At 72.8% G+C, this 26,101-nt stretch carries 21 protein-coding genes, 1 tRNA gene and 1 pseudogene; 8 read left to right on the top strand and 15 right to left on the bottom strand.

What is annotated here, in order from left to right; translation table 11 throughout:
• The first annotated feature begins 95 nt into the window (after positions 1-95).
• Positions 96-1,316 carry an acetyl-CoA C-acetyltransferase gene (locus HGB44_RS19705; protein WP_061081716.1) on the top strand — a complete coding sequence of 407 codons (1,221 nt, stop codon included), beginning with the start codon at positions 96-98 and terminating at the stop codon, positions 1,314-1,316.
• Positions 1,317-1,648: 332 nt separating this feature from the next.
• Positions 1,649-1,900 (top strand): DUF4287 domain-containing protein, encoded by a 252-nt coding sequence (locus HGB44_RS19700; RefSeq protein ID WP_013151139.1) that lies wholly within the window; start codon positions 1,649-1,651, stop codon positions 1,898-1,900.
• 128 nt (positions 1,901-2,028) lie between these two features.
• On the opposite strand, the gene HGB44_RS19695 is transcribed toward HGB44_RS19700, so the two are convergent.
• From HGB44_RS19695 to pruA, 3 genes are all read right to left on the bottom strand, one after another.
• Complete coding sequence (locus HGB44_RS19695) at positions 2,029-2,985, bottom strand: Bax inhibitor-1/YccA family protein (protein ID WP_061081717.1); 957 nt, start codon at positions 2,983-2,985, stop codon at positions 2,029-2,031.
• 121 nt (positions 2,986-3,106) lie between these two features.
• The gene (locus tag HGB44_RS19690) at positions 3,107-4,033 is read right to left on the bottom strand and encodes a proline dehydrogenase family protein (protein ID WP_061081718.1); all 927 of its coding nucleotides are present in this window, start codon (positions 4,031-4,033) and stop codon (positions 3,107-3,109) included.
• A 257-nt stretch (positions 4,034-4,290) separates the two neighbouring features.
• Positions 4,291-5,916 (bottom strand): L-glutamate gamma-semialdehyde dehydrogenase, encoded by a 1,626-nt coding sequence (gene pruA, locus HGB44_RS19685; RefSeq protein WP_061081719.1) that lies wholly within the window; start codon positions 5,914-5,916, stop codon positions 4,291-4,293.
• A gap of 141 nt (positions 5,917-6,057) precedes the next feature.
• Here pruA and HGB44_RS19680 point away from each other — a divergent pair, with 141 nt between their 5' ends.
• Positions 6,058-7,896, top strand: a complete 1,839-nt coding sequence (locus HGB44_RS19680) for a helix-turn-helix domain-containing protein (RefSeq protein ID WP_061081720.1) — start codon at positions 6,058-6,060, stop codon at positions 7,894-7,896.
• A 101-nt stretch (positions 7,897-7,997) separates the two neighbouring features.
• Here the strand turns inward: HGB44_RS19680 and HGB44_RS19675 are convergent.
• From HGB44_RS19675 to HGB44_RS19660, 4 genes are all read right to left on the bottom strand, one after another.
• Positions 7,998-8,071 (bottom strand) — tRNA-Leu (locus tag HGB44_RS19675).
• Positions 8,072-8,216: 145 nt separating this feature from the next.
• Positions 8,217-9,593, bottom strand: coding sequence for an NAD(P)/FAD-dependent oxidoreductase (locus tag HGB44_RS19670; RefSeq protein ID WP_061081721.1), 1,377 nt, complete (start codon positions 9,591-9,593; stop codon positions 8,217-8,219).
• Positions 9,594-9,938: 345 nt separating this feature from the next.
• Positions 9,939-10,922, bottom strand: a complete 984-nt coding sequence (locus tag HGB44_RS19665; protein ID WP_061081722.1) for a Ppx/GppA phosphatase family protein — start codon at positions 10,920-10,922, stop codon at positions 9,939-9,941.
• The gene (locus HGB44_RS19660) at positions 10,919-11,506 is read right to left on the bottom strand and encodes a DUF501 domain-containing protein (protein WP_061081723.1); all 588 of its coding nucleotides are present in this window, start codon (positions 11,504-11,506) and stop codon (positions 10,919-10,921) included. The genes HGB44_RS19665 and HGB44_RS19660 overlap by 4 nt, the downstream gene beginning before the upstream one ends.
• A 172-nt stretch (positions 11,507-11,678) precedes the next feature.
• Between HGB44_RS19660 and crcB (HGB44_RS19655) the strand changes: the two genes are divergently transcribed.
• Both crcB (HGB44_RS19655) and crcB (HGB44_RS19650) read left to right on the top strand, forming a co-directional pair.
• A complete protein-coding gene (gene crcB / locus HGB44_RS19655; RefSeq protein ID WP_231972516.1) occupies positions 11,679-12,125 on the top strand; it encodes a fluoride efflux transporter CrcB in 447 nt (148 codons plus the stop codon).
• Positions 12,122-12,499, top strand: coding sequence for a fluoride efflux transporter CrcB (crcB, locus tag HGB44_RS19650; RefSeq protein WP_061081724.1), 378 nt, complete (start codon positions 12,122-12,124; stop codon positions 12,497-12,499). Before crcB (HGB44_RS19655) ends, crcB (HGB44_RS19650) begins: the two co-directional genes overlap by 4 nt.
• A 16-nt stretch (positions 12,500-12,515) precedes the next feature.
• On the opposite strand, the gene HGB44_RS19645 is transcribed toward crcB (HGB44_RS19650), so the two are convergent.
• The 3 genes from HGB44_RS19645 to HGB44_RS19635 all read right to left on the bottom strand — a co-directional run bounded on the left by HGB44_RS19645 (position 12,516) and on the right by HGB44_RS19635 (position 14,974).
• Entirely contained in the window at positions 12,516-12,887 is a 372-nt protein-coding gene (locus tag HGB44_RS19645; RefSeq protein ID WP_061081725.1) for an FtsB family cell division protein, read from the bottom strand.
• A gap of 141 nt (positions 12,888-13,028) precedes the next feature.
• The gene (gene eno / locus HGB44_RS19640; protein WP_061081726.1) at positions 13,029-14,312 is read right to left on the bottom strand and encodes a phosphopyruvate hydratase; all 1,284 of its coding nucleotides are present in this window, start codon (positions 14,310-14,312) and stop codon (positions 13,029-13,031) included.
• Positions 14,313-14,416: 104 nt separating this feature from the next.
• Entirely contained in the window at positions 14,417-14,974 is a 558-nt protein-coding gene (locus tag HGB44_RS19635; protein ID WP_061081727.1) for a TetR/AcrR family transcriptional regulator, read from the bottom strand.
• A gap of 151 nt (positions 14,975-15,125) precedes the next feature.
• Between HGB44_RS19635 and HGB44_RS19630 the strand changes: the two genes are divergently transcribed.
• On the top strand, positions 15,126-16,328 hold the full coding sequence (locus HGB44_RS19630; protein WP_061081728.1) for an FAD-dependent monooxygenase: 1,203 nt from the start codon (positions 15,126-15,128) through the stop codon (positions 16,326-16,328).
• Between the two features lie 136 nt (positions 16,329-16,464).
• On the opposite strand, the gene HGB44_RS19625 is transcribed toward HGB44_RS19630, so the two are convergent.
• A complete protein-coding gene (locus tag HGB44_RS19625) occupies positions 16,465-17,163 on the bottom strand; it encodes a MazG family protein (RefSeq protein WP_061081736.1) in 699 nt (232 codons plus the stop codon).
• A gap of 128 nt (positions 17,164-17,291) precedes the next feature.
• A complete protein-coding gene (gene cysC, locus HGB44_RS19620) occupies positions 17,292-18,875 on the bottom strand; it encodes an adenylyl-sulfate kinase (protein WP_061081729.1) in 1,584 nt (527 codons plus the stop codon).
• 322 nt (positions 18,876-19,197) lie between these two features.
• Between cysC and mfd the strand changes: the two genes are divergently transcribed.
• Entirely contained in the window at positions 19,198-22,806 is a 3,609-nt protein-coding gene (gene mfd, locus HGB44_RS19615; protein ID WP_061081730.1) for a transcription-repair coupling factor, read from the top strand.
• Here the strand turns inward: mfd and HGB44_RS19610 are convergent.
• Both HGB44_RS19610 and HGB44_RS19605 read right to left on the bottom strand, forming a co-directional pair.
• Positions 22,803-23,255: a hypothetical protein gene (locus HGB44_RS19610; protein WP_061081731.1), complete on the bottom strand. Its 453-nt coding sequence runs from the start codon at positions 23,253-23,255 to the stop codon at positions 22,803-22,805. The two genes, mfd and HGB44_RS19610, sit on opposite strands and share 4 nt — an antisense overlap.
• Before the next feature lie 89 nt (positions 23,256-23,344).
• Positions 23,345-25,126: a cell division protein PerM gene (locus tag HGB44_RS19605; protein ID WP_061081732.1), complete on the bottom strand. Its 1,782-nt coding sequence runs from the start codon at positions 25,124-25,126 to the stop codon at positions 23,345-23,347.
• Positions 25,127-25,270: 144 nt separating this feature from the next.
• On the opposite strand from HGB44_RS19605, the gene HGB44_RS19600 reads away from it, so the two are divergent.
• On the top strand, positions 25,271-25,777 hold the full coding sequence (locus tag HGB44_RS19600) for a DUF1707 SHOCT-like domain-containing protein (RefSeq protein WP_061081733.1): 507 nt from the start codon (positions 25,271-25,273) through the stop codon (positions 25,775-25,777).
• Positions 25,778-25,868: 91 nt separating this feature from the next.
• On the opposite strand, the pseudogene HGB44_RS19595 reads toward HGB44_RS19600, so the two are convergent.
• Positions 25,869-26,101 (bottom strand): annotated as a pseudogene (locus tag HGB44_RS19595) (succinate--CoA ligase subunit alpha); the annotation flags it as partial.

The following is a 26,101-nucleotide window of genomic DNA, read 5'->3' as shown; positions in this document are numbered from 1 at the left end:
TTTACTGGTCGGTAACAACCGAGGCCGGAGCAGGTCGCCCGGCCCTCCGGATCCACAGCTCCACACGCAGCACCTCAACCGTTAGGGACGCAGCCATGCCCGAAGCAGTCATCGTCGCAACCGCCCGCTCCCCCATCGGCCGCGCCTTCAAGGGCTCGCTCAAGGACATCCGGCCGGACGACCTGACCACCCAGATCGTCCGCGCGGCGCTGGCCAAGGTCCCCGAGCTGGACCCCCGGGGCATCGACGACCTGATGCTCGGCTGCGGCCTGCCCGGCGGCGAGCAGGGCTTCAACATGGCCCGCGTCGTGGCCGTCCAGCTGGGCCTGGACACCGTCCCGGGCACCACGGTCACCCGCTACTGCTCCTCCTCCCTCCAGACCACCCGGATGGCCTACCACGCCATCAAGGCGGGCGAGGGCGACGTCTTCGTCTCCGCGGGTGTGGAGACCGTCAGCCGGTTCGTCAACGGCAGCAGCGACGACGGCGCCAACGAGAACCCGCTCTTCGACGACGCCAAGGCCCGCACCGCCAAGCGCGCCGAGGGCGGCGCCGGGGCCTGGACCGACCCGCGCGAGGACGGCAACCTGCCCGACGCCTACATCGCGATGGGCCAGACCGCCGAGAACGTCGCCCAGACCACCGGCGTCTCGCGCCAGCGCCAGGACGAGTTCGCGGTGCGCTCGCAGAACCTCGCCGAGAAGTCCCTGGACAACGGCTTCTGGGAGCGCGAGATCACCCCGGTGACCCTGCCCGACGGCACCGTGGTCAGCACCGACGACGGCATCCGCCGCGGCACCACCTACGAGAAGGTCTCCGAGCTCAAGCCGGTGTTCCGCCCCGACGGCACCGTCACCGCGGGCAACGCCTGCCCGCTCAACGACGGCGCCTCCGCCGTGGTCGTCATGAGCGACACCAAGGCCGCCCAGCTGGGCATCACCCCGCTGGCCCGCATCGTGTCCACCGGCGTGACCGGCCTGAGCCCGGAGATCATGGGCCTGGGCCCGGTGGAGGCCTCCCGGCAGGCGCTGGCCCGCGCCAACATGGCCATGGGCGACATCGACCTGGTCGAGATCAACGAGGCCTTCGCCGCGCAGGTGCTGCCCTCCGCCGACCAGCTGGGCATCGACATCGACTCCCAGCTCAACGTCAACGGCGGCGCCATCGCGATCGGCCACCCGTTCGGCAGCACCGGCGCCCGCATCACCGGCACGCTGATCAACGGCCTGCGCTTCCACGACCGGACCTTCGGTCTGGAGACCATGTGCGTCGGCGGCGGCCAGGGCATGGCCGCCGTCTTCGAGCGCCTGAGCTGACGTCCCCGAGCAGTCCCCGGGCCCGGAACGCGCCACTCGGATCCCAGTGGTGCCTCCGGGCCCTTCGTCGTGTCCGGCCCCTCTCGTCCGGTCCGCGCCGCGACCGGCGGCCGCGTTCCGGACGCTTGGTCACGCAGTCACCGGGCGACTCTTCCGTCGCCGGAACACGCGCGGAACCCGTCTGCCACAGAAGGGTTCGTCTGGGAAGTCCCTCAAGACGAACGTTCTCACACTGGCAAGGTAAAAGCTGGTGACCAGGGCTTGTCCAAAACGTGATCCTGATGCAGGGTCGCAGGTAAGTGCCACACGCCAACGCGCTGCCGGAGGTGCCCATGTCGGTAACCCACTCGCCGGAGATCCACGCCAAGCTCATCGAACGCATCCCGGTCGTCACCGGCCGGGGACTCCACGAGTGGTTCGACGCCCTCGACGGGGGGCCGGGCCTGGTGCGCTGCCAGGACCGGTCGAACTGGCTCGCCGACGAGTACGAGTTGCCCCAGTGGTACGCGCAGGCCCTCGTGACGGAGTACGACCGCCGCCGCAGGAACCGCTCCATTCCCGCGCCCCGGCGCGGGAAGGCCTGAGCGCACCGCGGGCTCGCCGACCACGGCGAAGGGGCCGCCGCCCGGACGGATATCCGGGCGGCGGCCCCTCGCGTGGGTGTGCGGACGCCGCGGGCGACCGCGGGATACCTCCGCGCGTCGGACGCGGACTACTCCGCGAAGAGCGTCTTGATGATCCAGAGCAGGCGCAGGATCTCGATGTAGAGCCAGACCAGGGAGACGGTCAGGCCGAAGGCGAACTGCCAGGCGAACTTGTTGGGGATGCCGGCGTTGAGGCCCTCCTCGATGCCGCGGAACTCCACGGCCAGGGTCAGCGCGGCCAGGACCACGAACACCAGGCCGATGAGCAGGCCCAGCGGGCTGGGCTCGCGCAGGCCGATGCCGCCCGCGATGAAGAAGCTGGCCACGAAGTTGACCAGCATCAGGGCCGCGGCGCCGAGCACCGCGTACGTGACGACCTTGACGAAGCCGTCGGTCACCTTGATGATGCGGAACTTGTACAGCGCGAGCATCACGGCGAACACCACGACGGTGCCCAGCACCGCCTGGGTCACGAGCGTGCCGCCCGCACCGGCGTCACCGGTGGTGGCCGTCAGGCTGGTGGCCAGGATCGCGGAGATGCCGCCGACGAGCAGGCCCTCCAGGGCGGCGTAGCTCAGGATGGCGACGGGGTTGGTGATCTGCTTGAAGGAGATCACCAGGCCCAGCACCAGGCCGCCGAGCGCGCCCACGAGGGTGAGCGCCACGGCGATGCCCGGGGCCGAGCTGAAGAGGAAGTAGTTGACGACGGCGAAGGCCGCGACCACACCGAGCGTCATACCGGTGCGCACGACCACGTCGTCGATGGTCATCGGCTGGCTGTCGGCGCTCTGCACCGGGCCGCCGGGGTAGCCCTGCTGGGGGTACGGCTGGCCGTACCCCTGCTGGGGGTAGGGCTGGCCGTAGCCCTGCTGCGGGTACGGTTGTCCGTACCCCGACTGGCCATAGCCCTGCTGCTGGCCGTAGCCGTAACCCGGCTGGCCGTTGAGCCCCTGCTGGGCGCTTCCGGCAGGACCGGCCTGCTGGAGCGCCCGCTTGAGGACGGGGTTGGAACTCCGCATCCGCATGTCTAGTCAAGACCCTTTCACGCGTGGATTGCTGCCCACAACGTAACGTACGCGCCCCATCCGGAGTTCCACGGGCGAGGTCACCGTTCAGACACGGCGCGGCGGGGCCGCACCGACCGTGTCAACCGCGCGTGACCAGGGACCGGGCGAAGAAGAGCATGTTCGCCGGACGCTCCGCCAGACGGCGCATGTAGTAGCCGTACCACTCGTCGCCGTAGGGCACGTAGACCCGCATCCGGTTGCCCTCGGCGGCCAGCCGGACCTGCTCGGCGTCGCGGATGCCGTAGAGCATCTGGTACTCGAAGTCGTCCTCGCCGCGGCCGTTGGCGGCGGCCAGCGCACCGGCGATGGCGATCATGCGCGGGTCGTGCGAGGCCACCATCGGGTAGCCCTCACCCTCCATCAGCACGCGCAGCGCGCGCACGTAGGCCTTGTCCACCTCGGCCTTGTCGCGGAAGGCCACCGACTCGGGCTCGTCGTAGGCGCCCTTGCACAGGCGCACGCGCGAACCGGCCCCGCTCAGGTCGCGGCAGTCGGCCTCGGTGCGGCGCAGGTAGGCCTGGAGCACCGCGCCCACGAAGGGGAAGTCCTGGCGCAGTTCGCGCAGGATGCCCAGCGTGGAGTCGGTGGTGGTGTGGTCCTCCATGTCCAGGGTCACCGTGGTGCCGACCGCCCGGGCCGCCTCGGCGATCTGGCGGGCGTTGTCCAGGGCGATCTTCTCGCCGTCGCTGTTGAGGAACTGGCCCACGGCCGAGAGCTTGACCGAGACCTCGGCGCGCTCGGCCAGACCCGCCTCGCCCAGCGCGGCCAGCAGGTCCCGGTAGGCGGTCACCGTCGCCTCGGCCTGGGCCGTGTCGGTGGTGTCCTCGCCCAGGAAGTCCAGGGTGACGTGGCGGTCCCGGGTCAGCTCCCCGACCACGGGGAGCGCCTCCTCCTGGGTGGAGCCCGCGACGAACCGCTTGACCATGGCCCGGGTGACGGGAGTGCGCTCGACGACGGTGCGGCAGGCCTGGGACCTGGCGGCGAGCAGCAGGGGTTTGCGAAGCATGGTGACCTCGGGAAAGACGTGCGCGAGCCGGTGGGCTGGCGCGGACGGGGCGCGGCGGGGTCTTCCGGCCGCACCGGTGGATCCGGGCGGGGTCCGGGCCCCCTCAGGACGGGAGGGGGCCCGGACCCCGTCGTTGTTCGGACGCCCGAACACGGGAAATACTGCGCGTGGCGTCCGTCGGGGGCGCCGGCCCGTCCCGGCGCGAAGCGCCCTCGGCGGGCGGCGGGCGGACGAGGCGGAGCCCCCGAGGGGCGCTGTCAGCCCTGGTGGGGGTAGGAGGAGACCGTCGGCGCGACGAAGGTCTCCTTGATGGCGCGCGGGCTGGACCAGCGGGACAGGTTCTGCGCCGAACCGGCCTTGTCGTTGGTGCCGGAGGCGCGTCCGCCGCCGAAGGGCTGCTGGCCCACGATGGAGCCGGTCGGGCGGTCGTTGACGTAGAAGTTGCCCGCGGCGAAGCGCAGGGCCTCGCTGGCCTTGGCCACGGCGGCGCGGTCCCGGGCCAGGACGGCGCCGGTCAGCGCATAGGCCGAGCCCTCGTCGACGACCTTGAGGACCTCGTCGAACTTCTCGTCCTCGTAGACGTGGACGGCGACGACCGGGCCGAAGTACTCGGTGCGGAACACGTCGTGGGACGGGTCGGTGCCCTCGATGATGGTGGGGCGCACGAAGTAGCCGACGGAGTCGTCGGCGGTGCCGCCCGCCAGGACGGTCAGGGTCGGGTCGGACTTGGCGTCCTCCAGGACCTTGGCCAGCTTGTCGAAGGCGCGGCGGTCGATGACGGCGCCGACGAAGTTGGACAGGTCGGTGACGTCGCCCATGGTCAGGGCCTCGGTCTCGGTGACGAGGTCGTCGCGGACCTGCTCCCACACCGAGCGGGCGACGAAGGCGCGCGAGGCGGCCGAGCACTTCTGGCCCTGGTACTCGAAGGCGCCGCGCACGATGGCGGTGCGCAGGACCTCGGGGTCGGCCGAGGAGTGGGCGACGATGAAGTCCTTGCCGCCGGTCTCGCCGACGATGCGCGGGTAGGAGCGGTAGTTGGCGATGTTCTCGCCCACGCTCCTCCACAGGTGCTGGAAGGTCCTGGTCGAACCGGTGAAGTGCACACCGGCCAGCTCCGGGTCGTTGAGGGCGACGTCGGAGACGGCGAGGCCGTCACCGGTGACCATGTTGATGACGCCGGGGGGCATGCCCGCCTCCTCCAGCAGGCGCATGGTCAGCTCGGCGGCGAACTGCTGGGTCGGGGACGGCTTCCACACGACCACGTTGCCCATCAGGGCCGGGGCGGTGGGCAGGTTGCCCGCGATGGCGGTGAAGTTGAAGGGGGTGATCGCGTAGACGAACCCCTCCAGGGGGCGCTGCTCCATGCGGTTCCACACGCCCTTGACGCTCAGCGGCTGCTGGGCGATCAGGTCGCGGGCGTAGGAGACGTTGAAGCGCCAGAAGTCGATCAGCTCGCAGGCCGAGTCGATCTCCGCCTGCTGCACGGTCTTGGACTGGCCGAGCATGGTGGCGGCGTTGATGGTGGCGCGCCAGGGGCCGGAGAGCAGTTCGGCGGCGCGCAGGAGGATGGCGGCGCGGTCGTCGAAGGACATCGCGCGCCAGGCGGGGGCGGCGGCCTTGGCGGCGGCGACGGCGTCGCGGGCGTCCTCACGGGTGGCGTTGCGCATGGTGCCCAGGACCGCGGCGTGGCGGTGCGGCTGCACGACGTCGATGGGCTCGCCGCCGCCCATGCGGCTCTCACCGCCGATGCGCATCGGCAGGTCGATGCTCCGGCTGCCGAGCTCCTCCAGCTTGGCCACGAGCTCCTCGCGCTCGGCGCTGCCGGGCGCGTAGGACAGAACCGGCTCGTTCTGCGGCAGAGGGACGTTGGTCACGGCGTCCATGGGCACCTTCCCGGTGAAGAATGTCCCTGAAACAAGCAGGGTTGGCTGACTCAACGCTCCCAGAACCAGGGCGTGCGAACCTTGTGGACCAGGCCACTCTTTGCCCGCCTTATTTGTTCTCCAGGACAAAATGGGACACACATGAGTAATGACAGCCCAGCATCAGACCCGCTCCCCGCATCCGGTGGCGGAGCGCCCCGGACGACACCAAGGCCGGAGGTTCCGCCTGTTCAGGATGGTTCATCCGATGACAGGACCACAGGCCTGCCCCTGCGCGGGCTGCTGCTGGCCCTCGGCGATCCCGTCGTGGACGTGGCCGCCGCCCCGGACGGGCTCGATGTCCAGGTGGACAACGTCGTCATCCTCGACCCGGAGGACCGCACGGAGGTGCGCGAGGGGGACCTGGTGCTGCTGATCGGGGCACGGGGCGCCTCCGCGCGGCGCCTGGTCAGGACGCTGGCCGAGCGGGGCGCCACGGCCGTCGCGGTCAAAACCAGCGCGCACGCGGCGCCGGAGGAGGTGCTGCCGCCGCCCGCGGGGACGCGGTCCGGCCGGCCCCGGCCCGGAGGCGGCGACGAGGCGCGGGCGCTGCGCACCGAGGCGCAGGAGGCGGGGATCGCCCTGCTCACCGTGCGCCCCGAGGTGCGCTGGGACCAGTTGCAGTCGGTGTGCCGGTCCATCCTGGACGACGCCCGCCTGACCGCCTCGGAGGATCTGAGCGAGTCCGGCGGCGACCTGTTCTCCATGGCGCAGACCATCGCCCGGCTCACCGGCGGTCTGGTGAGCATCGAGGACGCGGCGAGCCGGGTGCTGGCCTACTCCAGCGGCGCCGAGGTGGACGAGTTGCGGCGGCTGTCGGTGCTGGGGCGGCGCGGCCCGGAGTCGTACCTGGCGCTGCTGCGCGAGTGGGGGGTGTTCGCCAAGCTGCGCGCGGGCGAGGAGGTGGTGCGGGTGGACGAGCACCCCGACCTGGGCATCAGGCGCCGGTTGGCCGTGGGCATCCACGCGGGGCGCCAGCCGCTGGGCGCGATCTGGGTGCAGGAGGGGGACCGGCCGCTGGCCGAGCACGCGGAGGAGGCCCTGCTCGGCGCGGCGCGCACCACCGCGCTGCAGATGATCCGCCAGCGAACGCAGGCCAGCGCGGGGCTGCGGTTGCGCGAGGACCTGCTGTCGAGCCTGCTGGAGGGGAGGATCGACGCCGGCGCGCTGGCCGACACCGTGGAGGTGCGAGCCGACCGGGGTGCGCTGGTGGTGGCGTTCGCACTGGTCGGAGTGGTGGAGGGTGCGGCGGAGGAGCGTCCCGACCGGCCCGAGCGCGAGCTGCGCCGCCGCCAGCTGATCGACCTGGTGTCGGTGCACACCGCGGCTTACCGGCGCAGCGCCCTGGTGACCGCGCTGGGCGGGCGGGTCTACGTGCTGCTGCCGGATCTGGCGCGCGCCCGGGAGGGGCGGCGCGGGGTGGAGCAGTCGGTGCTGGCGCTGACCCGCAAGACGGTGGCGGCGGCGCGCGCGGCGCTGGGGTTGGATGTGCACGCGGCGGTGGGGTCGCTGGTGGAGCGGCTGGGGGACGTACCGGACTCGCGCGCGGAGGCGGACCGGGTCCTGGACGCGATGGACCGCTCCCCGGACCGGAGTCCGGGCTGGGACGTGGCGACCATCTCTGACGTGCGCTCTCGGGTGCTGGTCAGCGAGACGCTGGCGCGGCTGCGCGAGGACCCGTCGCTGCGGGACCCGCGGGTGAGCCGACTGATCGAGCACGACCGTGCGGGCGGCGCCGACCTGGTGCACTCCCTGCTGGCCTACCTGGAGGCGTTCGGGGACGCGCGGGCGGCGGCGGAGCGGCTGCACATCCACCCGAACACGCTGCGCTACCGGGTGCGCCGGGCGGCGTCGGTGAGCGGGATCGACCTGGGGGACCCCGGCGAGCGCCTGTTCACGCAGTTGCAGCTGTTGATGGAGCAGCAGGGACCGACGCCCTGAGGGGCCGCCGCCGTACCCGCGGGCGCACGGAGCGGCGCCCGCCTCGGAAAACACACGACGCCCGCTCGGTGAGCAGGCGTCGTCGGGGCTGATGCCGTGGGTACCCCCGGTCGGACTCGAACCGACACTTGTGACCCTTTTAGGGGGCCTGCCTCTTCCATTGGGCTACGAGGGCGTGGCCCATCATACCGGGCGGGCTGATTGCCCACTTTGACTTGGCTTGGCCGCATTGGGACAGGAAACGACCGGCTCCCCTCCGGGAAGCCGGTCGTATCGCGCGCCTGTCGCGAAGACCGCGCCCGCGGGCGCGTCCCGTCCGGTCAGCTGACCCTGCGGAGGCGGCCGTTCTCGATCTGCGGGTGGCTGGCCTCCTCGAAGGCCTGGCGGGGCTCGGCCATCTCCGGGAGCGCGGCGTAGTCGCGGCGCAGGAAGAGGGCTAGCGTCCAGTCCGAGAGCACGCGCATCTTGCGGTTGAAGGTCGGGACCGCGAACAGGTGGTAGGACCGGTGCGCGTACCAGGCCAGGCGGCCGTTGAGCTTGATCTTTCCGAACAGCTGGGCGGCGCCCTTGTGGACGCCGAGCCCGGCGACCGCGCCCAGGTTCTTGTGGCGGTAGGCCTTGGGCTCGGTGCCGCGCAGGGCGGCGATCACGTTGTCGGCCAAGACCGGGGCCTGGCGGACCGCGTTCTGGGCGTTGGGCGGGTAGTAGCCGCCGTTGCCGTCGGGCACCTGCGCGTTGTCGCCGCCCGCGAAGGCGTTCTCCGCGCCGTTGACGGCCAGGTACTCGCTGGTGTCCAGGTGGCCCTTGGGCCCGAGCGGCAGGTCGCTGGCGGCCACGACCGGGCTGGGCTTGACGCCCGCGGTCCACACCAGCGTGCCCGAGTCGAACTCGGTGCCGTCGCTCAGCTTGATGTGCTGGTCGACCGCCGACTCCAGGAAGGTCTTGAGCCGGACGTCGATGCCGCGGCGGCGCAGCTGGTTGAGCGCCTTGCTGCCGACCTCGGGACCGACCTCGGGAAGGATCTTGTCAGCCGCCTCGATGAGGTAGAACTGCACGTCCTCCAGCCCGATCGAGGGGTGGTGGCGCACGGCGTCGCGGACCATGTCCTCCAGCTCGGCGATGGCCTCGGCTCCGGCGAAGCCGCCGCCGACGAAGACGAAGTTCAGCGCCTTGCGCCGGATGGCCTCGTCGTCGGTGGAGTCGGCGATGGAGAGCTGGTCCAGGACGTGGTTGCGCAGGAAGGCGGCCTCCTCGACCGTCTTGATCCCGATGCCCCACTCGGCCAGGCCGGGGATGGGCAGGGTGCGCGAGACCGCTCCGGCGGCCATGACGAGGTAGTCGTAGGCGAGGGTCTCGGCCTCGCCGACGTTGGGCTCGTAGCGGACCGTGCGGTCGGCGTGGTCGATGCGCACGACCCTGCCGCCCAGGACGCGGACCCGCTTGAAGACCTTGCGCAGCGGGACGACCACGTGTCGGGGCGAGATGCTGCCGGCCGCGGTCTCGGGCAGGAAGGGCTGGTAGGTCATGTAGGAGTTCGGGTCGATGACGGTGATCCGCGCCTCGCCCGCCCCGAGCTTCTTCTCCAGCCGCCTCGCGGTGTACATCCCGAGGTAACCGCCGCCGACGATGAGGATGTGCGGGATCTCCGCGTCGTCCCCTCCGCCGTGTACCAGCCGGTAGTTCCTGCTCTCGGTCATCGCATTTCCGCCCTAACGGTTCTTCTGTGTGGTGCCCCTTCCCAGGGGCCGCGAGGTTGTCACGGTCTTCGGTCGCCCGCGCCGTGGTCGCGGCGGGGTGCCGCCCGGGTCGGAGCGAGGTGCCTCGTCCCTTCGCTTGTGCATTCTTTCACAAGCCCCCGCCGACAGAGAAGGTTCACACCGGCTCACCTTCCGACCACTTCCCGCTTCACCTTACCGGCGTTTTCGCAGGTCAGAGCGGTTGTGAAAGCATTCACAAGGCCCCTGGGAGGTGACACGTCTCACCCGGGGCACCCTTGCGCGCGCTCCGTGAGGCGCCCCGCGGAGCGCCTCACGGAGGCGGTGTCAGACCACCAGGCTCCAGGCCACGCCGTCGAGGATGTCGTGCTCGCTGGCCGTGAAGGAGTCGGCTCCCGTGCGGGCCAGCACCCGCGACAGCACGAGCGCGCCCGCGCCGATGACGTCCACCCGGCCCGGGTGCATGACGCCGATCAGGGACCGCTCCCGCGAGGCGGCCTTGAGCAGCTCTCCGGTGATGCGCTCCAGGTCGGCGACGCCCACGCGGGTGTGGTGGATGCGCTCGGGGTCGTACTCGGGCAGGTCCAGGGCGATACCGGCGACCGTGGTCGCGGTGCCCGCGACGCACACGACCGAGGCGGCCTCGCGCAGCGGGACCACCCGCTCGACCTCGTCCAGCGCGGCCTCGATGTCGGCGGTCGCCGCCGCGACCTCCTCCGCCGTGGGAGGGTCGCTGCGCAGGTGGCGCTCGGTCATGCGCACGCAGCCGATGTCCACCGACAGCGACGCGCGGACCAGCTCGCCGCCGTCGTCCCCGGACAGGGCGCCGCCCAGGACGAACTCGGTGGAGCCGCCGCCGATGTCCACGACCAGGAACGGCGGGGCCAGGTCCTCGTCCGGGCCCTCGGCCTCCAGCTCGGCGGTGGCGCCCACGAAGGACAGCTCGGCCTCGTCCAGGCCGGTGACCACCTCGGGCTCCACCCCGAGGATGTCGCGCACGCCGTCGACGAAGACCTGGCGGTTGCTCGCGTCCCGGGTGGCGCTGGTGGCGACCATGCGCACCGCGTCCGGGCCCAGGGCGATGCCGTGTGCCTCGATGGCCTCGGCGTACCCGCGCAGCGCCTCGAAGGTGCGCTCCAGCGCCTGGGGCGCGAACGCCCCGGTCTCGTCCACGCCCTCGCCCAGGCGCACGATCTCCATGCGCCGGTCGACGTCGACCACCTGCACCTCGTCGTCGCCCACGTGGACGACGTCGGCGATCAGCAGGCGGACGGAGTTGGTTCCGCAGTCGATGGCCGCGACACCGCTCATGACCTGTTCCCTTCGTCGCCCTCGGGGGCGTTCTCGTCGACGCACACGCACGGGCCCCTGTCCCACCAGTGCGGCAGTTCCTCCAGCGCCTCGGCGCCGAAGGGGTTGGTCCCCGGCTCGGCCAGCTCGTGGGCGACCAGCGCGTGCAGGCACTTGACCCGGGTGGGCATGCCACCGGTGCTCTGCATGCCCTCGGGCAGCGGCTCGACACCGTCCAGTCTCGCCTGCTCGGCGCGCTCGGCCAGATAGGATTCGTGCGCCCGGGTGTAGGCGGCCCGGAGTTCGGGGTCCTCGCCCAGGCGCTCCTGCATGCGGCGCATGCGGCCCTCGTTCTCCATCCGGCCGATGGCCGAGGCGGCGCGCGGGCACGTCAGGTAGTACAGGGTCGGAAAGGGCTCGCCGCTCTCCAGCCGGGGCGCGGTGCGCACCACGTCGGGCAGGCCGCAGGGGCAGCGGTGCGCGATCGCGCGTACGCCGCGCGGCGGGCGGCCCAGTTGGAGTTCGACGGCAACGGTGTCGCGCTCGGCGACCGGGGCGGGGCGCCCGGCGGCGTGCCCGGGCGCGGGCTGATCTGCGGAAGTCATGGCGCACCCAGCATAGGGCCGCACGCGCACCCGCGGGCGCGGGCGGTCCGCCGGCGGTCCGCGCGCAGGTCCTCGCCGCGGACACACGGGCGCGAGCCGTCGGCGCCGGGCCGTCGGCGCACACCACCGCACCGGTTCCCGCGCGCCGGAGCCGCCGAAGGGAGACTCCGACGTGAGCAGCCCGCCCGAACCCGCCCCCCTCCGTGCGCGGGGTGTGGCCGCCATGGCCGGGATCGCCGCCTGCGGCGGGGCCGCGGGGGCGGTGGCCCGCCACCTGGTGGCACAGGCCTGGCCGACCCCCGACGGCGGGCTGCCGCTGGCCACCCTGGCCGTCAACCTCGCGGGTTCGGTGCTCATCGGCGTCCTGGTCGCGGCCGTCACCGGTCCCCGGCCCGCGCCGCCCTGGGTCAGGCAGCTGCTCGGCACCGGCTTCCTGGGCGGGTTCACCACCTACTCGGCCCACGTCCTGGACACGGGGACGCTGGCGGCGTCCGGGCGGGTCGCCGAGGCCGCGGCCTACATGGCGCTCACGCTGGTCGGAGCGGTGGCCGGAACCGCCCTGGGCGCGTGGGCCACGGGGCGCGCGATCCGCGCCATGGGGCGTGGGAGGCGGCCGTGAACTGGGAGGTGTGGCTCGTCGGCCTGGGCGGCGGCGCGGGGGCGGCCCTGCGCTACCTGGTGGACCGGGCCGTCTCCCGCGCGGTCGGCGCGGGGCTGCCCTGGGGCACGTTCACCGCGAACGTCGCGGGCACCCTGCTGCTGGGCCTGCTGGTCGGCGCCGCGGGGGCGGCGGCCGTCTCCCCCCGGCTGTGGGCCCTGCTCTCCGTCGGGTTCTGCGGCGCGCTGACCACGTACTCGACGTTCTCCCACGAGGTCCTCTCCCTCGCCCGGGAGGGACGCGCTCCGGCCGCCGTCGGCTACGCGGCGCTGACCGGGTGCTGCGCGCTGGTCGCGCTGGCGGCGGGGGCGCGGGCCGCGGGCGCCCTGCTCTGAGGGCGCGCGGAGGGCATCAGAGCCCGTCGCCCGACGGCGGGTCGTCGGCCTCCTCCACCGAGCGCCACAGGGCGGTGAACCAGGGCTCGCTGGGGCCGGTGTCGTCCTCGTCCTCGTCCTCGGAGTCGGGCGGGATGACGATGTAGGCGGTCTCGCCGGGGTACTGGTAGTGCAGCCGGACGCGGGCCTCGCGCTCCACGTAGGAGTCCTGGGTCATCTCCTCCTCGCGCCGGCGCAGGTCCTGCACGCTCTGCTCCATGCGCGCGCGCTCCTCCCGGAGTTCGGCGAGCTGGGCGCGCTGGGCGATGTACTCGCGCAGCGGGTAGGCCAGGCTGAGCGCGATCACGCACATCACGAGCGCGAGGATGGCCGCGCGGCTGGTGAGCATGGGCCGCACCCGGGGGGTGCGGCCCGTGCTCGTGCCGGAGGGTCCCGTCTTCCGGGCAGCACGGCGCTCGGGCCTGTCGGCTTTGGCCGCCTTCTTGGCCTTTGGACGCTGCTGCTCGGATTCGCGGGACACGGGGGCAGACTAGCCGCGCGCGGCGAAGCGCGGGAAGGCCGACACGCCCGCGTACACGGCGGCGTCGTCGAGTTCCTCCTCGATGCGCAGCAGCTGGTTGTACTTGGCGACCCGCTCACTGCGCGCCGGGGCGCCGGTCTTGATCTGCCCGGCGTTGGTGGCCACCGCGATGTCGGCGATGGTGGTGTCCTCGGTCTCGCCGGAGCGGTGGCTGATCATGGCCGTGTAACCGCTGCGCTGGGCGAGGGAGACCGCGTCCAGCGTCTCGGTGAGGGTGCCGATCTGGTTGACCTTCACCAGCAGCGAGTTGGCGGTGTCGGCCAGGATGCCGCGCTGGAGCCGCTCGGGGTTGGTGACGAACAGGTCGTCGCCCACGAGCTGGACCCTGTCGCCCAGCTGGGCGGTGAGCTTCTTCCAGCCCTCCCAGTCCTCCTCGTCGAGGGGGTCCTCGATCGAGACGAGCGGGTAGGCCTCCACCAGCTCGGCGTAGTAGGCGGCCATCTCCTCCGAGGAGCGGGCCTTGCCCTCGAAGGTGTACACGCCGTCACTGAAGAACTCGCTGGCGGCCACGTCCAGGGCGAGCGCGATGTCGGTGCCCGGGGTGTAGCCCGCCTTCTCGATGGCCTCCACGATCAGGTCGAGGGCGGCGCGGTTGCTGTCCAGGTTGGGGGCGAAGCCGCCCTCGTCGCCCACGCCGGTGGCCAGGCCGTGGGCCTTGAGGACCGACTTGAGGGCGTGGTAGACCTCGGTGCCCCAGCGGACGGCCTCGGAGAAGGTCGGGGCGCCGATCGGCGCGACCATGAACTCCTGGATGTCGACGTTGCTGTCGGCGTGCGCGCCGCCGTTGAGGATGTTCATCATCGGCACCGGCAGCACGTGCGCGTTGGGACCGCCGATGTAGCGGAACAGGGGCAGCCCGGCCTCGGCCGCGGCGGCCCTGGCCACGGCCAGGGAGGCGCCCAGGATGGCGTTGGCGCCGATCCGGGACTTGTCCGGGGTGCCGTCCAGGTCGATGAGCGCACGGTCGATGATGCGCTGCTCGTCGGGTGCGTGGCCGAGCAGCTCGTCGGCGATCTCGTCGTTGACGGCCGTGACGGCCTTGGTCACACCCTTGCCGCCGTAGCGGTCGCCGCCGTCACGCAGCTCGACCGCCTCGAACTGGCCGGTGGAGGCGCCGCTGGGGACGCCCGCGCGCGCGATGGTTCCGTCGTCGAGCAGAACCTCGACCTCGACTGTCGGGTTGCCCCGGGAGTCAAGGATCTCCCGCGCCTGTACTGCCTCGATGGACGCCACGGTCTCTCTCCGTCTCTTGGGGTTTCTCGGACCACTGGTTCAGGACCCGACACGAGACTAGCGACCCCGCACCGGGGAGGGAGCGCGCACCCGGCGGAATTGGTCTAGTCCATATCGGACATTCCCGACTCCAGGGCGGCCATGGCGATGTCGATGGCGCGTTCTCGGTGGTCGGCGGCCTCCTCAGCGGAGAACATGACCGAGAGGTCCTGGATGCCGCCGAGGGCGATCACGGCGCCCATCCGGGCGGGCACGCCGCCCTCGGGCCCCACGAGCAGGGCGTCCAGGCGTCGGCGCCAGGAGATGACGGACTCGACCAGGCCGACGTCGGCCAGCGCGCCCAGGTCGTTGAGGACGGCGAGCAGCAGGGCGCTGTGGCGCACGCAGACGTCGAAGTAGTCGCCCAGCAGCGCGCGCGGGTCGCCGGCCCCGCCGCGGTCCCCGTACCTGGCGAGGAGCGCCTCCATGTCCTCGCCCAGAGGCCTGACCAGCGACGTGAGCAGGTCGTTCTTGGAGGGGAAGTGGTAGTACAGCGCGGCCTTGGTGATGTCCAGGCGCTCGGCGATCTCGCGCAGGCTGGTCTTCTCGAATCCCTTCCGGGCGAACAGCTCCAGGGCCACCGCCCGGATCTCCGCCTTGGTGTCGTTCCGCACTCTGGGCACCCGTGCCACTTCCGTTCCCTCGCCACCTGGTCGGACGAGTCTAACGGCGACCTTCCGGCCGGTAGTTTACTTGTCGAACGGCAAGTTACTTGACGCACGGTAAGTAGCGTTCTAGCGTGGGGACGACGGCACCCGAAGGAGCGAGAACGCCATGACCGCCGTACGCAACGTCCTGATCTCCGGCGCGGGCATCGCCGGGCCGACCCTCGCCCACTGGCTCCACCGCCACGGCATCGAGGCCACCGTCGTCGAACGCGCCCCCGCGCCCCGCACGGGGGGCTACGCCATCGACGTACGCGGCGCGGCCCTCGACGTCGCCGAGCGCATGGGGGTGCTCGACGGCATCCGGGCCTCGGCCACCGAGATGTCCAGGGCCACGACCGTGGACGCCCGCGGCAGGCGCAGGGGCGGTTTCGAGGCGAGCGCGCTCACCGCCGACGACCGCTCCGCGGAGCTGCTGCGCGGCGACCTGGTCCGCCTGGTCCACGCACCGACCACCGCGTACACCGAGTACCTGTACGGGGACTCCGTCACCGCGTTCGAGCAGGAGGGGGACGGGGTCCGCGTGACCTTCGAGCGGGCCGGGCCGCGCGTGTTCGACCTCGTCGTGGGGGCGGACGGCCTGCACTCCACGACCCGGCGGCTCGCGTTCGGACCCGAGGCCCCCCACCGCCGCTTCCTGGGCAGCTACATCAGCATCTTCACCGTGCCCAACCACCCGGGGCTGGACCGCGAGGCCGTGCTGTTCAACACCCCGGGGCGGCTCGTGGCCATGTACCACACGCCCCGCGCGGAGGGGGCCAAGGCCATGCTGGCGCTGTCCGTGCCCGAGGAGAGCGGCGTCGACCGCAGGCCGCCCGAGGAGCAGAGGGAGTTCCTGCGCCGGACCTTCTCCGGGCACGGGTGGGAGGCCGACCGCGTCCTGGAGGAGATGGAGCGGGCCCCGGACTTCTACTTCGACTCCGTGGCCCAGATCCGCATGGGCCGCTGGTCGGCCGGGCGCGTGACCCTGCTCGGGGACGCCGGGTACTGCCCCTCCCCCATGTCGGGGCAGGGCAGCAGCCTGGCCATGGTCGGCGCCTACGTCCTGGCCCGGGAACTCGCCCGCAACGACGGCCACGGCGCGGCGCTGGCCGCCTACGAGGCCCGGATGAGGCCGTTCGTGGCGGCCAACCAGGACATCGCCGACCGGGGCCAGGCGTTCCTGCTCCCGCGCACCCGACCGGCGCTGCTGGCACGCGGCCTCCTGCTCCGGCTGGCCCCGCTGCTGTCCTCCCTCGGAGGCTTCGACAACCGGCTGTCACGGGCGTCGGAGGCCCTGGAGCTGGACGCCCCCGCACCCGCCGGGGCCTGACGCGGACCGGCGCCCGGCGGATCCGCCCGCCCCCTTCGCCGTGATCCCGTGCCTGCGGTGGGGTTCGGGCGCCGGCATCGGCTGAGACGCCGGTCAGGGCCCCCGCGCCACGCCGGCCGCGCCCGCGGCCGGCCCGTCAGGCCTCGCCCGCCTTGTCCCAGTAGGTCCGCCACTCCTGCCCGGACAGCTCGCGGGGCTCCCTGCCGTCCGCGCGGGCGGCGTCCTCGGCGGCGCGCACACGGGCGTCGAACCGGCGGGCCGCCGCCCTCAGGTCGGTCTCGGCGTCACGGCCCCGACCGCGCTCGGCCGCCACCGCCGCGAACAGCTCGCCGCCCTCGGCCCCGTCGTCGCCGACCAGGTCGGCGGGGAAGCCGTTGCGCACCGCCCTCCTCTGCAACTCGTCGGCCAACAGCACCGCGGGCTGGGCGAACGGCACCCCGTCCAGGACCGAGTTGCGCCCGTCGCCGCCCGCCGCCCGGGCCTTCTCCGCCCGCTCGGCGGCCTTGATGGCCTCCCAGTTGGACCCCACCTCGTCGGCGCCCGACACCTCGACCCCGCCGAACACGTGCGGGTGGCGGCGGGTCATCTTGTCGATGATGGCGTCGGCGACGTCGTCCACCGTGAACCGCGCCGGGTCCCCCTCGGGCCGCTCGGCGGCGACCGCCGCGTGGAAGACCACCTGGAGCAGCACGTCGCCCAGCTCCTCGCGCAGCAGCGCGAAGTCGCCCTCCTCGATCGTCTCCAGGGCCTCGTAGGCCTCCTGGATGAGGTACTTGGCCAGCGACCCGTGGGTCTGGCCGCGGTCCCACGGGCACTCCCGGCGCAGGGTGTCCATCACCTCGACCAGGCGCAGCACCCGGTGCCCGACCGGCGGGGCGCCCTCCCTCCCGCTCCGTCCGTCCCGCACGTCCTGGGGGTCTCGGGGGTCGTTCAACGCTCTTCCTCCACTGTTCGCGCCGCCGTTCAGCCGTCGTGCTCGGGCAGCCAGCCGCCCGCGCGCAGGGCCGACATCACCCGGGCCACGGACTCGGCCGGGTCCACGTCCTCGGTGTCCACCACCAGGTCGGCGTCGTCCGGCTCCTCGTAGGGGTCGGAGATCCCGGTGAACTCGGGGACCTCCCCCGCCCGCGCCTTGGCGTACAGGCCCTTGCGGTCGCGGGCCTCGCACACCTCCAGCGGGGTCGCCACGTGCACCAGGAAGAAGTCGCCGAACTCCTCCACCATCGCGCGCACCTCGGCCCGGCCCTTGGCGTAGGGGGCGATCGGCGCGCACACCGTGACCCCGCCGTGCCGGGTGATCTCCGAGGCCACGTAACCGATCCGGCGGATGTTGAGCTCCCGGTCCTCACGGGAGAAGGTCAGCCCGCTGGAGAGCATGCGCCGCACCACGTCGCCGTCCAGCAGGGTCACCGGGCGCCCCGACCTGCGGATGCCGTCGCACACCCCCCGGGCGATCGTGGACTTGCCCGAGCCCGACAGGCCGGTGAACAGCACGGTCAGGCCCCTCGACGTGCGAGCCGGGCGCAGCCGCGCCAGCTCCGCGCCCACCCGGGCCGGGGTGAACCAGGAGGGCAGCTCGCGCCCGTGCGCCAGCTCGGTCTCCACCTGCTCGTCGGTCAGCTCGGCCCGCGCGGACGCCGGGTCGATCCGGGTCACGGGCAGCCACAGCCCGTCGGAGGAGTGGTAGCGCCACGGTTCGGGGTCCAGCACGGTCAGGGGCGGGCGCAGCGCCATCACCCGCTCGACGTCGGGGCCGTCCCCGCCGGTCACCGCCAGCATGTGGGTGGCGCCGTAGGACGCGGCCACGTGCGCGGCCAGACCCACCTCGCGCGCACCCCACGGCCCGCCGAACAGGCCCCGGGAGCGGTCGGCGCTCCTGGGCAGCGTGCACACCACGAAGGAGGTGCGCGCGGGCAGCAGGGGCCCGGCGGCCAGCACCGCCGTGGCCATGCCCTCGTCCTCCAGGCCGGTGTCGACGATCACCAGCACGTCGGCGCGGCCGCCCTCGCCGTGGACCAGGCCCAGCGCGTCGGCCTCGGCCCGGATCTGGTGCAGGGCGCGGTGGTGCAGCGGACGGTCCGTGACCACGGCCAGCAGGGGGCGCTCGGAGGGCTCCAGTTCGCGCTGGGCCCGCACCTCCGCGGGCGAGGGCCGCAGCTCACGCAGCACGCCGTAGGTGGGCGGGCGCAGAAGGGTCACGGAACCGGCCAGGAGGTGGCGGCCGCCGGCGTCCCGCCAGTGCTCGGTGACGTCGAGCCCGGCCAGCGGTGCCCCCTCCGGGTCGGAGAGGGTCAGGTGGTCGGCTCCGGACAGCTCCTCGGGCACCTCCAGCGTGACCGGAACCGGCCAGGGACGCCCGTCGGGCAGGCGGCCGTCCCGCTCCACCGACTCCGCCTCGTCCCGCGTCATGAAACCGGGCAGCGGGTAGGCGCCGTTGAGGATCAGCTCCAGGTGGGCGAGCCCGTCCGGGCCTGGGGCGAAGACGGGGGCGTCCGGGCTCCCCGCACCGCCCTGCGGCGCACTCCCACGCCTGTTGGCACTCACCACGCGCTTCCTCTCCTCGGGCTGTCCGGCAAACGCACCCAGCGTATGACGCGGGCACGGGACGACCCGCCCTCGCACCGTGTCGGACGGAATAGAAGCAGTTCGGAGACGGTTCTACCCGGTGCGCCGCCGCCCGCGCCACCAGGCCGGGGACGCGGGCGGCACGGGGCAGCCCCGTGTCGCCGGTTGTCCACACCCCGCCCGCGCCGGACCGCCGGACTCGATAGTCTGAAAGGTGCCGGGCGTCCACTCACGCAGCCGCCTTCTTCCCGTGCAGGCCGCGACCTTCACCGCCTGATCCGGACCACTTCCACTTTCTGGTGCTATGAGCCTCATTGGACTTCTCGCCGACGTCTCCAGGGACCCGGCACTGCACAGCGCGATCGAGGCCGCCCGAGGCGGCCGCGATCCCCATCTCGACCTCGTCGCCCCGGCGGCGCTGCGCCCCTTCATGGTGGGGGCGCTGGCCGCCGACACCCCCGTGGGCGCGCAGCGGCCCGTGCTCGCCGTCACCGCCACCGAGCGCGAGGCCGCCGACCTGGCCGACGCCCTCGGCTGCCTGCTGCCCGAGGACTCGGTGGCCCTCTTCCCCGCGTGGGAGACGCTGCCGCACGAGCGGCTCTCCCCGCGCTCGGACACCGTCGGCCAGCGGCTGGCCGTCCTGCGCCGCCTGGCCCACCCCGACCCCTCCGACCCGCTGACCACCCCGCTGCGCGTGGTCGTGGCCCCCGTGCGCAGCGTCCTGCAACCGCTGGTGTCCGGGCTGGGCGACCTGGAGCCGGTGCGCATCCGCCCCGGCGACGAGGCGCCCCTGGAGGAGGTCGTCCAGGCTCTGGCCAACACCGGCTACGCCCGTGTGGACCTGGTCGAGAAGCGCGGCGACATGGCGGTGCGCGGCGGCATCCTGGACGTGTTCCCGCCCACCGAGGAGCACCCGCTGCGGCTGGAGTTCTGGGGCGACACCGTCGAGGACGTCCGCTACTTCCAGGTCGCCGACCAGCGCTCCATCGACTCCTCCGAGGGCGGCGGGGACCCGCGCACCAGCGCCTCCTCCGGGCTGTTCGCGCCGCCGTGCCGCGAACTGCTGCTCACCGACGCCGTGCGCGGGCGCGCGCGTGCGCTGGCCGAGGAGCACCCCTCCCTCGCCGAGATCCTGCACAAGATCGCCGACGGCGTCGCGGTGGAGGGCATGGAGGCCTTCGCGCCGGTGCTCGCCGAGCGCATGGAGCCGTTCCTGGCCCACCTGCCCGAGGGCGCGATGGTGGTGGGCTGCGACCCCGAGCGCATCCGTACCCGCGCGGTGGAACTGGAGGCCACCAGCGCCGAGTTCCTGGACGCGTCGTGGATCAACGCCGCCTCCGGCGGCGAGGCGCCCATCGACCTGGGCGGATCCGCCTACATGTCCATCTCCGAACTGCGCTCCGCCGCCACCGAGCTGGGCCTGCCCTGGTGGGGGCTGACCCCGTTCGCCGCGGACGAGAAGGGCGGCGCGGCCGAGGAGGACGACGCCGTCGTCGTCGGCGCGGTGCCCTCCGAGTCCTACCGGGGCGACACCGAGCGCGCGCTGGCCGACATCAAGGGGTGGCTGCACGACAACTGGAGCGTCGTCCTGGTCACCCAGGGGCACGGCCCCGCCGAGCGCCTGGTGGCGATGCTGCGCGACGCCGGGCTGGGCGCCTCCCTGGCCTCGGACCTGACCGAGCAGCCCAGACAGGCGGTCGCCACCGTCACCACCGGCCTGGTCGACCACGGGTTCCTGCTGCGGTCGGTGCGCACGGTGGTGCTCACCGAGACCGACCTGGCCGGGCAGAGGTCCTCCACCCGGGACATGCGGCGCATGCCGAGCAGGCGGCGCGGCACCGTCGACCCGCTCCAGCTCAAGCCCGGCGACTACGTCGTGCACGAGCAGCACGGTGTGGGCCGCTACCTGGAGATGGTCAGCCGCCAGGTGCAGGGCGCCACCCGCGAGTACCTGCTCATCGAGTACGCGCCCTCCAAGCGCGGCCAGCCGGGCGACCGCCTGTTCGTGCCCACCGAGCAGCTGGGCGAGGTCACCCGGTACGTGGGCGGTGAGGCGCCCACGCTGTCCAAGATGGGCGGCGCCGAGTGGAGCAAGGCCAAGAGCCGGGCCCGCAAGGTGGTCCGGGAGATCGCGGGCGACCTCATCCGGCTGTACTCGGCGCGCCAGGCCTCCCCCGGGCACGCCTTCGGCGCCGACACCCCGTGGCAGCGCGAACTGGAGGACGCGTTCCCCTACGTGGAGACGCCCGACCAGCTCGCCGCCATCGACGAGGTCAAGAAGGACATGTCCAGATCGGTCCCGATGGACCGGCTGATCTGCGGCGACGTCGGCTACGGCAAGACCGAGGTGGCGGTGCGCGCAGCCTTCAAGGCCGTGCAGGACGGCAAGCAGGTCGCCCTGCTGGTGCCCACCACGCTGCTGGTGCAGCAGCACCTGTCCACGTTCACCGAGCGGTACGCCTCCTTCCCGGTCACCGTCAAGCCGATGTCGCGGTTCCAGACCGACGGCGAGGTGGAGGCCACCCGCGAGGGGCTGCGCTCAGGCGAGGTGGACGTGGTCATCGGCACGCACCGGCTGCTGTCCTCGGAGACCCGCTTCAAGGACCTGGGCCTGGTCATCATCGACGAGGAGCAGCGCTTCGGCGTGGAGCACAAGGAGGCGCTCAAGCGGCTGCGCACCCAGGTGGACGTGCTGGCGATGTCGGCCACCCCCATCCCGCGCACCCTGGAGATGGGCCTGACCGGCATCCGCGAGATGACCACGATCCTCACCCCGCCCGAGGAGCGCCACCCGGTGCTCACCTTCGTGGGGCCCTACGAGGACAAGCAGATCACCGCGGCCATCCGACGCGAGCTGATGCGCGAGGGACAGGTGTTCTTCGTGCACAACCGGGTGGCGTCCATCGACAAGGTGGCGGCGAGCATCCAGCGCCTGGTCCCCGAGGCCCGGGTGGCGTACGCGCACGGTCAGATGAACGAGCAGCAGCTGGAGAAGGTGATGGTCGACTTCTGGGAGAAGAACTTCGACGTGCTGGTCTCCACCACCATCGTCGAGTCCGGCCTGGACGTGCCCAACGCCAACACCCTGATCATCGACCGCGCCGACACCTACGGCCTGTCGCAGCTGCACCAGCTGCGCGGCCGCGTGGGCCGCGGGCGCGAGCGCGCCTACGCCTACTTCCTCTACCCGCCGGAGAGGCCGCTGACCGAGACCGCCTACGAGCGGCTGGCCACCGTGGCCCAGCACACCGAGACCGGCGCGGGCATGTACGTGGCCATGAAGGACCTGGAGATCCGGGGCGCGGGCAACATCCTGGGCGCGGAGCAGTCCGGGACCATCGCGGGCGTGGGCTTCGACCTGTACGTGCGCATGGTCGGCGAGGCCGTGGCCGAGCTCAAGGGCGACCCGGACGCGGTCAAGGAGATCGAGACCAAGGTCGAGCTGCCCATCAACGCCTACATCCCGCACGACTACGTGCCGGGTGAGCGGCTGCGGTTGCAGTCCTACAAGCGCATCGCCAGCGTCACCAGCGAGGAGGACATCCTCGCCGCCTACGAGGAGCTCACCGACCGCTACGGCACCCCGCCCGAGCAGGTGGACAACCTCATGGCGGTGGCCCGGTTCCGGGTTCTGGCCAAGTCCGCGGGCCTCTCGGACGTGGTGATGCAGGGCAACCAGATCCGCTTCGCCCCGGTGGAGCTGCGCGAGTCGCAGGAGCTGCGGCTGCGGCGCCTGTACCCCAAGTCGATCCGCAAGGAGACGACCCGGACCCTTCTGGTGCCGGTGCCCAAGTCCGGCGGCCTGGGCGGCAGGCCCCTGCGGGACCTGGAACTGCTCAAGTGGTGCACCGACCTGGTCAACTCCATCTTCGAACCGCAGAAGAGGAAGACCGCGCCCAAGGAGAACGCCTAGGACCCGTCGCGAACAGGTCTCCGGTGTGAGAGGGCCGTGTCCGGGCGTCCTGGCGCGCTTTGGCCCACGGCCCGGAGCGCGGGCCCGCAGACACCATCCGACAACGCCGTGGGCCGTCCTGGAAAACCGGGACGGCCCGCGGCCGTGTTCAGCCCCGCGGCCGGGAGGCCGGGAGGCCATCCGTCCGCCGGTCGGAGACGGGTGAGGGCTTCGACGGGTACGGCGGCCAGCCCTTCCCCGGCCACCGCCACCAGCGCGGTGACCACGTCCGGTGTCTCGGGGTACAGGGGGCCGATCTCGGTCAGGATGCAGGACAGCAGATCCAGGGCTTCAGAGGCCCGGTCGGGGTCCCCCGACCCCAGATCGGCGAGGATGGCAGGAACGTCCGCCTTCCCCTCCGCATGACGCAGGGAGTCCCAGTCGGTGAACCCCGGTTCGATGCTGACCACCCGAACACTCCTTCCCGCGACTCGACGTCCGCTCAGGGCACCGGGCCCGGGCACTGGTCACGACAGGGGCCCTCTCCGGGCCCACCGCTTCACCGCTGCGGGGTGTCGATCTCGTCGGGCTCGGCCTCGTAGGTGATTCCGTACATCTCCTCGGACTCCTCGTCCTCGGCGGACCCGCGACGCCACCAGCGTCCGCCTCCGGCCCGCCCGGCCCTGCGCTCCTCGCGCCGCTGCCTGCGCAGCTCCCGGCGCTCGCTTCTGCCCTCCGCGCGTTCGGCTGCCCGGTCCGCCCGGTCCGAGTCCGGCTCCTCGCCCTCGGGGAACCCGTCCCGCGGAGCGTTCCGGTCGGGGTCCGGCCGCACCTCCTCCTCACGGCGGCGCAGCGGCGTGACCGTGGCCAGGCCCTCACCGACCGGCACGTCCGGGGGCAGCTCCACTTCCGGCCGGGCCCGCGCTTCCTCCTCGGATGGGCGCGTCACGTCCTTGGCGGGGGACGCCGTGCTCTTGGCCGGGCGCGCCGCGTTCCTCGCGGCGGGCGCCTCGTCCTTCACGGAAGACGCCGCGTCCTTCGCCGGTCGCTGCTCACGCCCGGTCGCCGAACGCGGATCCCTGCGCGCCGACGGACGCCGCCCGCGCGTGTACCACCAGTTGGCCACCCACGCCACGACGGCGGCGGCCACGCCCACCTCCAGGGCGGCGACCAGGCCCACCTGCCACGCCGACGGCCCGACCTCGCTCAGCCTCTCGCCGCCGAGCGGCCCGCCGGCCATCACGGCCAGCGCCGCGCACAGCAGCCCCGTGGTCACCCCGCACACGAACCCCCACAGCGGAGCGGCCTCGCTGACCACGTCCGGGGCGCTGCGCTGGGTGAGGGCGCCGCCCACCGCCCCCGCCACGAACGGCACCGCCAGCGCCAGCAGGGAGGCCACCGGCGCGGCCCCGTTCGACGGCAGCGCGGCCAGCATCGGGAGCATCGGCAGGGCCCCCACCGAAACCCCCGTCGGCGCGACGACGGTCCCCGCCCCCACCGCGAACCCCGGACCCAGCGCGTAGCAGACCGCGAACACCACCGCGTTGGGCAGGTAGGCCAACTGGACGACGACCAGCAACGCGCCGCCCACCAGGCCGGGACCAAGCACCCGGGTCGTCTCGACGACCTCGGGCAGACTCATCCCCAGAGCCACCAGGAACAACAGCAGCCCGCCCAACACAAGCGTTCCCGTGGAGGCGAGCATCCCCACCAGCAGGGAGCGCGACCGGGCGGGCATCAGCCGCAGCAGGTCCCGGGCGGGTACCTCCTTGTCGCGCATCAGCTGGCGCAGCACCCCCAGCCCTCCGGCGAGGAAGGCGATCACGAACCCCATGACCAGCGCGCGCGGCATGCTCGGCTCGACCGCCTCGGTACGCGCCAACAGGGCCAGGGTGCCCGCGATCGCCGCGTACGGTCCGGCGATCGCCAGCGCCGCCCGGTACACGTACCGCAGACGGGGAATGTCGCAGGATCGCGCCAGCCACCGTCCCGACCGGTACAGCAGCAGCCCCGGCAGCAACACCAGCCCCAACGGCAACAGGGCGATCTGGCCGTCGGGCACCGAGAACGACACGTGGTGGCCCACCAGCCAGGCCAGCACCGCGCCCTGGAGGATATCGACGATGTCCTCGCCGAAGGTGTCGTGCGGCGCGGCCACCCACCCGATGATGGTGAGGGTGACGATCACGGCCAGCCCCAACGCCGCGGCGGTGGCCGCGGCGATCCCGCCGGTCGCGTAGACGGGTCGGGGCGCGGCGGCCGCGTCGGGCTCCGCCGCGCCGCTGGACCGCGTGCGCTGGGAGGGGCGACCGCGGTCGGGGGGAGATCCTGGCGTACTCACCCGACTTATGCTGCCAGGGACCGGAATGCTCCGTGGTATCCCGGCCGCGCGTGTCGTGCCCGGAAGGACGGAACCGGATCCGCGGTCCGGCCGTCCTATCCGGGGAATGAGGCTCCTCCCCAAGCCCGAACGGATCGGTCCCGCATGGCAGGCCCCGAGTACCAGCGCCCCTACCGCCTCTCCGACGCCGAACGCGACGAAGCCCTGGTCCGGCTGCGCACCGCCTTCGAGGAGGGGCGCCTGGACATCGACGAGCACGAGGAGCGCGCCTCCCTGGCAGTGCGCGCCGCCACCTCCTCCGACCTGGTCCCCCTCTTCGACGACCTGCCCGCGACGAACGGAAGCGCCCCCGGTTCCGGGCACCGAAGCAGCCAGGGGCGCGGGGACGGGCGCGCGCCGGTCCCCGGTCCCCGCCGAGAGGACGGGAAGGCCGCGCCGGCCGCCAGTTCGGGCTGCGCGGACGCCGGGAGCCGCTCCGCACCCTGGTGGGGCGTGCTGCCCTGGGTCGGCTTCGTCTTCCTGTTCTGGGGTCTGCCCGCCGTCCTGAACGGAAGCACCGAGGCCCTCGTCGGCTGGGGGATCTTCCTCACCGTGATGATCGTCCCCCACGTCGTCGTGGGCGTGGCCCGGCACCGCCACCGCTCCACCTGACCTGCGGTCGGCGGACACGGGGACGCACACGACAACGGCTCCGCCTCACCGCTGAGCGGCGGGGCGGAGCCGTTGTCGGTACCGGAACGCGTCAGAACAGCGCGCGCGCCAGCTGAGCGGTCTCGCTCGGAGTCTTGCCGACCTTGACGCCGACGGCCTCCAGAGCTTCCTTCTTCGCGGCGGCCGTGCCCGAGGAACCCGAGACGATGGCACCCGCGTGGCCCATCGTCTTGCCCTCCGGAGCCGTGAAGCCCGCCACGTAGCCCACCACGGGCTTGGTCACGTTGTCACGGATGAACTCCGCCGCACGCTCCTCGGCGTCGC

This window comes from Nocardiopsis alborubida, from assembly GCF_012396365.1.
In the GTDB taxonomy this organism is placed as follows: Bacteria; Actinomycetota; Actinomycetes; order Streptosporangiales; family Streptosporangiaceae; genus Nocardiopsis; species Nocardiopsis alborubida.
The sequence above is the reverse complement of the archived record's forward strand: the minus strand, read 5'-3'. Positions and strand labels throughout refer to the sequence as shown.

Coding starts and splice junctions, on each gene's coding strand:
- pruA (WP_061081719.1), bottom strand. CDS start 5,916: ATGGACGCCGTGACCAACGTCCCTCTGCCGCAGAACGAGCCGGTTCTG.
- HGB44_RS19690 (WP_061081718.1), bottom strand. CDS start 4,033: ATGCTTCGCAAACCCCTGCTGCTCGCCGCCAGGTCCCAGGCCTGCCGC.
- HGB44_RS19630 (WP_061081728.1), top strand. CDS start 15,126: ATGACCGCCGTACGCAACGTCCTGATCTCCGGCGCGGGCATCGCCGGG.
- HGB44_RS19645 (WP_061081725.1), bottom strand. CDS start 12,887: ATGCTCACCAGCCGCGCGGCCATCCTCGCGCTCGTGATGTGCGTGATC.
- mfd (WP_061081730.1), top strand. CDS start 19,198: ATGAGCCTCATTGGACTTCTCGCCGACGTCTCCAGGGACCCGGCACTG.
- HGB44_RS19670 (WP_061081721.1), bottom strand. CDS start 9,593: ATGACCGAGAGCAGGAACTACCGGCTGGTACACGGCGGAGGGGACGAC.
- HGB44_RS19700 (WP_013151139.1), top strand. CDS start 1,649: ATGTCGGTAACCCACTCGCCGGAGATCCACGCCAAGCTCATCGAACGC.
- HGB44_RS19660 (WP_061081723.1), bottom strand. CDS start 11,506: ATGACTTCCGCAGATCAGCCCGCGCCCGGGCACGCCGCCGGGCGCCCC.
- HGB44_RS19680 (WP_061081720.1), top strand. CDS start 6,058: ATGAGTAATGACAGCCCAGCATCAGACCCGCTCCCCGCATCCGGTGGC.
- HGB44_RS19665 (WP_061081722.1), bottom strand. CDS start 10,922: ATGAGCGGTGTCGCGGCCATCGACTGCGGAACCAACTCCGTCCGCCTG.
- HGB44_RS19695 (WP_061081717.1), bottom strand. CDS start 2,985: ATGCGGATGCGGAGTTCCAACCCCGTCCTCAAGCGGGCGCTCCAGCAG.
- HGB44_RS19600 (WP_061081733.1), top strand. CDS start 25,271: ATGGCAGGCCCCGAGTACCAGCGCCCCTACCGCCTCTCCGACGCCGAA.
- HGB44_RS19705 (WP_061081716.1), top strand. CDS start 96: ATGCCCGAAGCAGTCATCGTCGCAACCGCCCGCTCCCCCATCGGCCGC.
- HGB44_RS19625 (WP_061081736.1), bottom strand. CDS start 17,163: ATGGACACCCTGCGCCGGGAGTGCCCGTGGGACCGCGGCCAGACCCAC.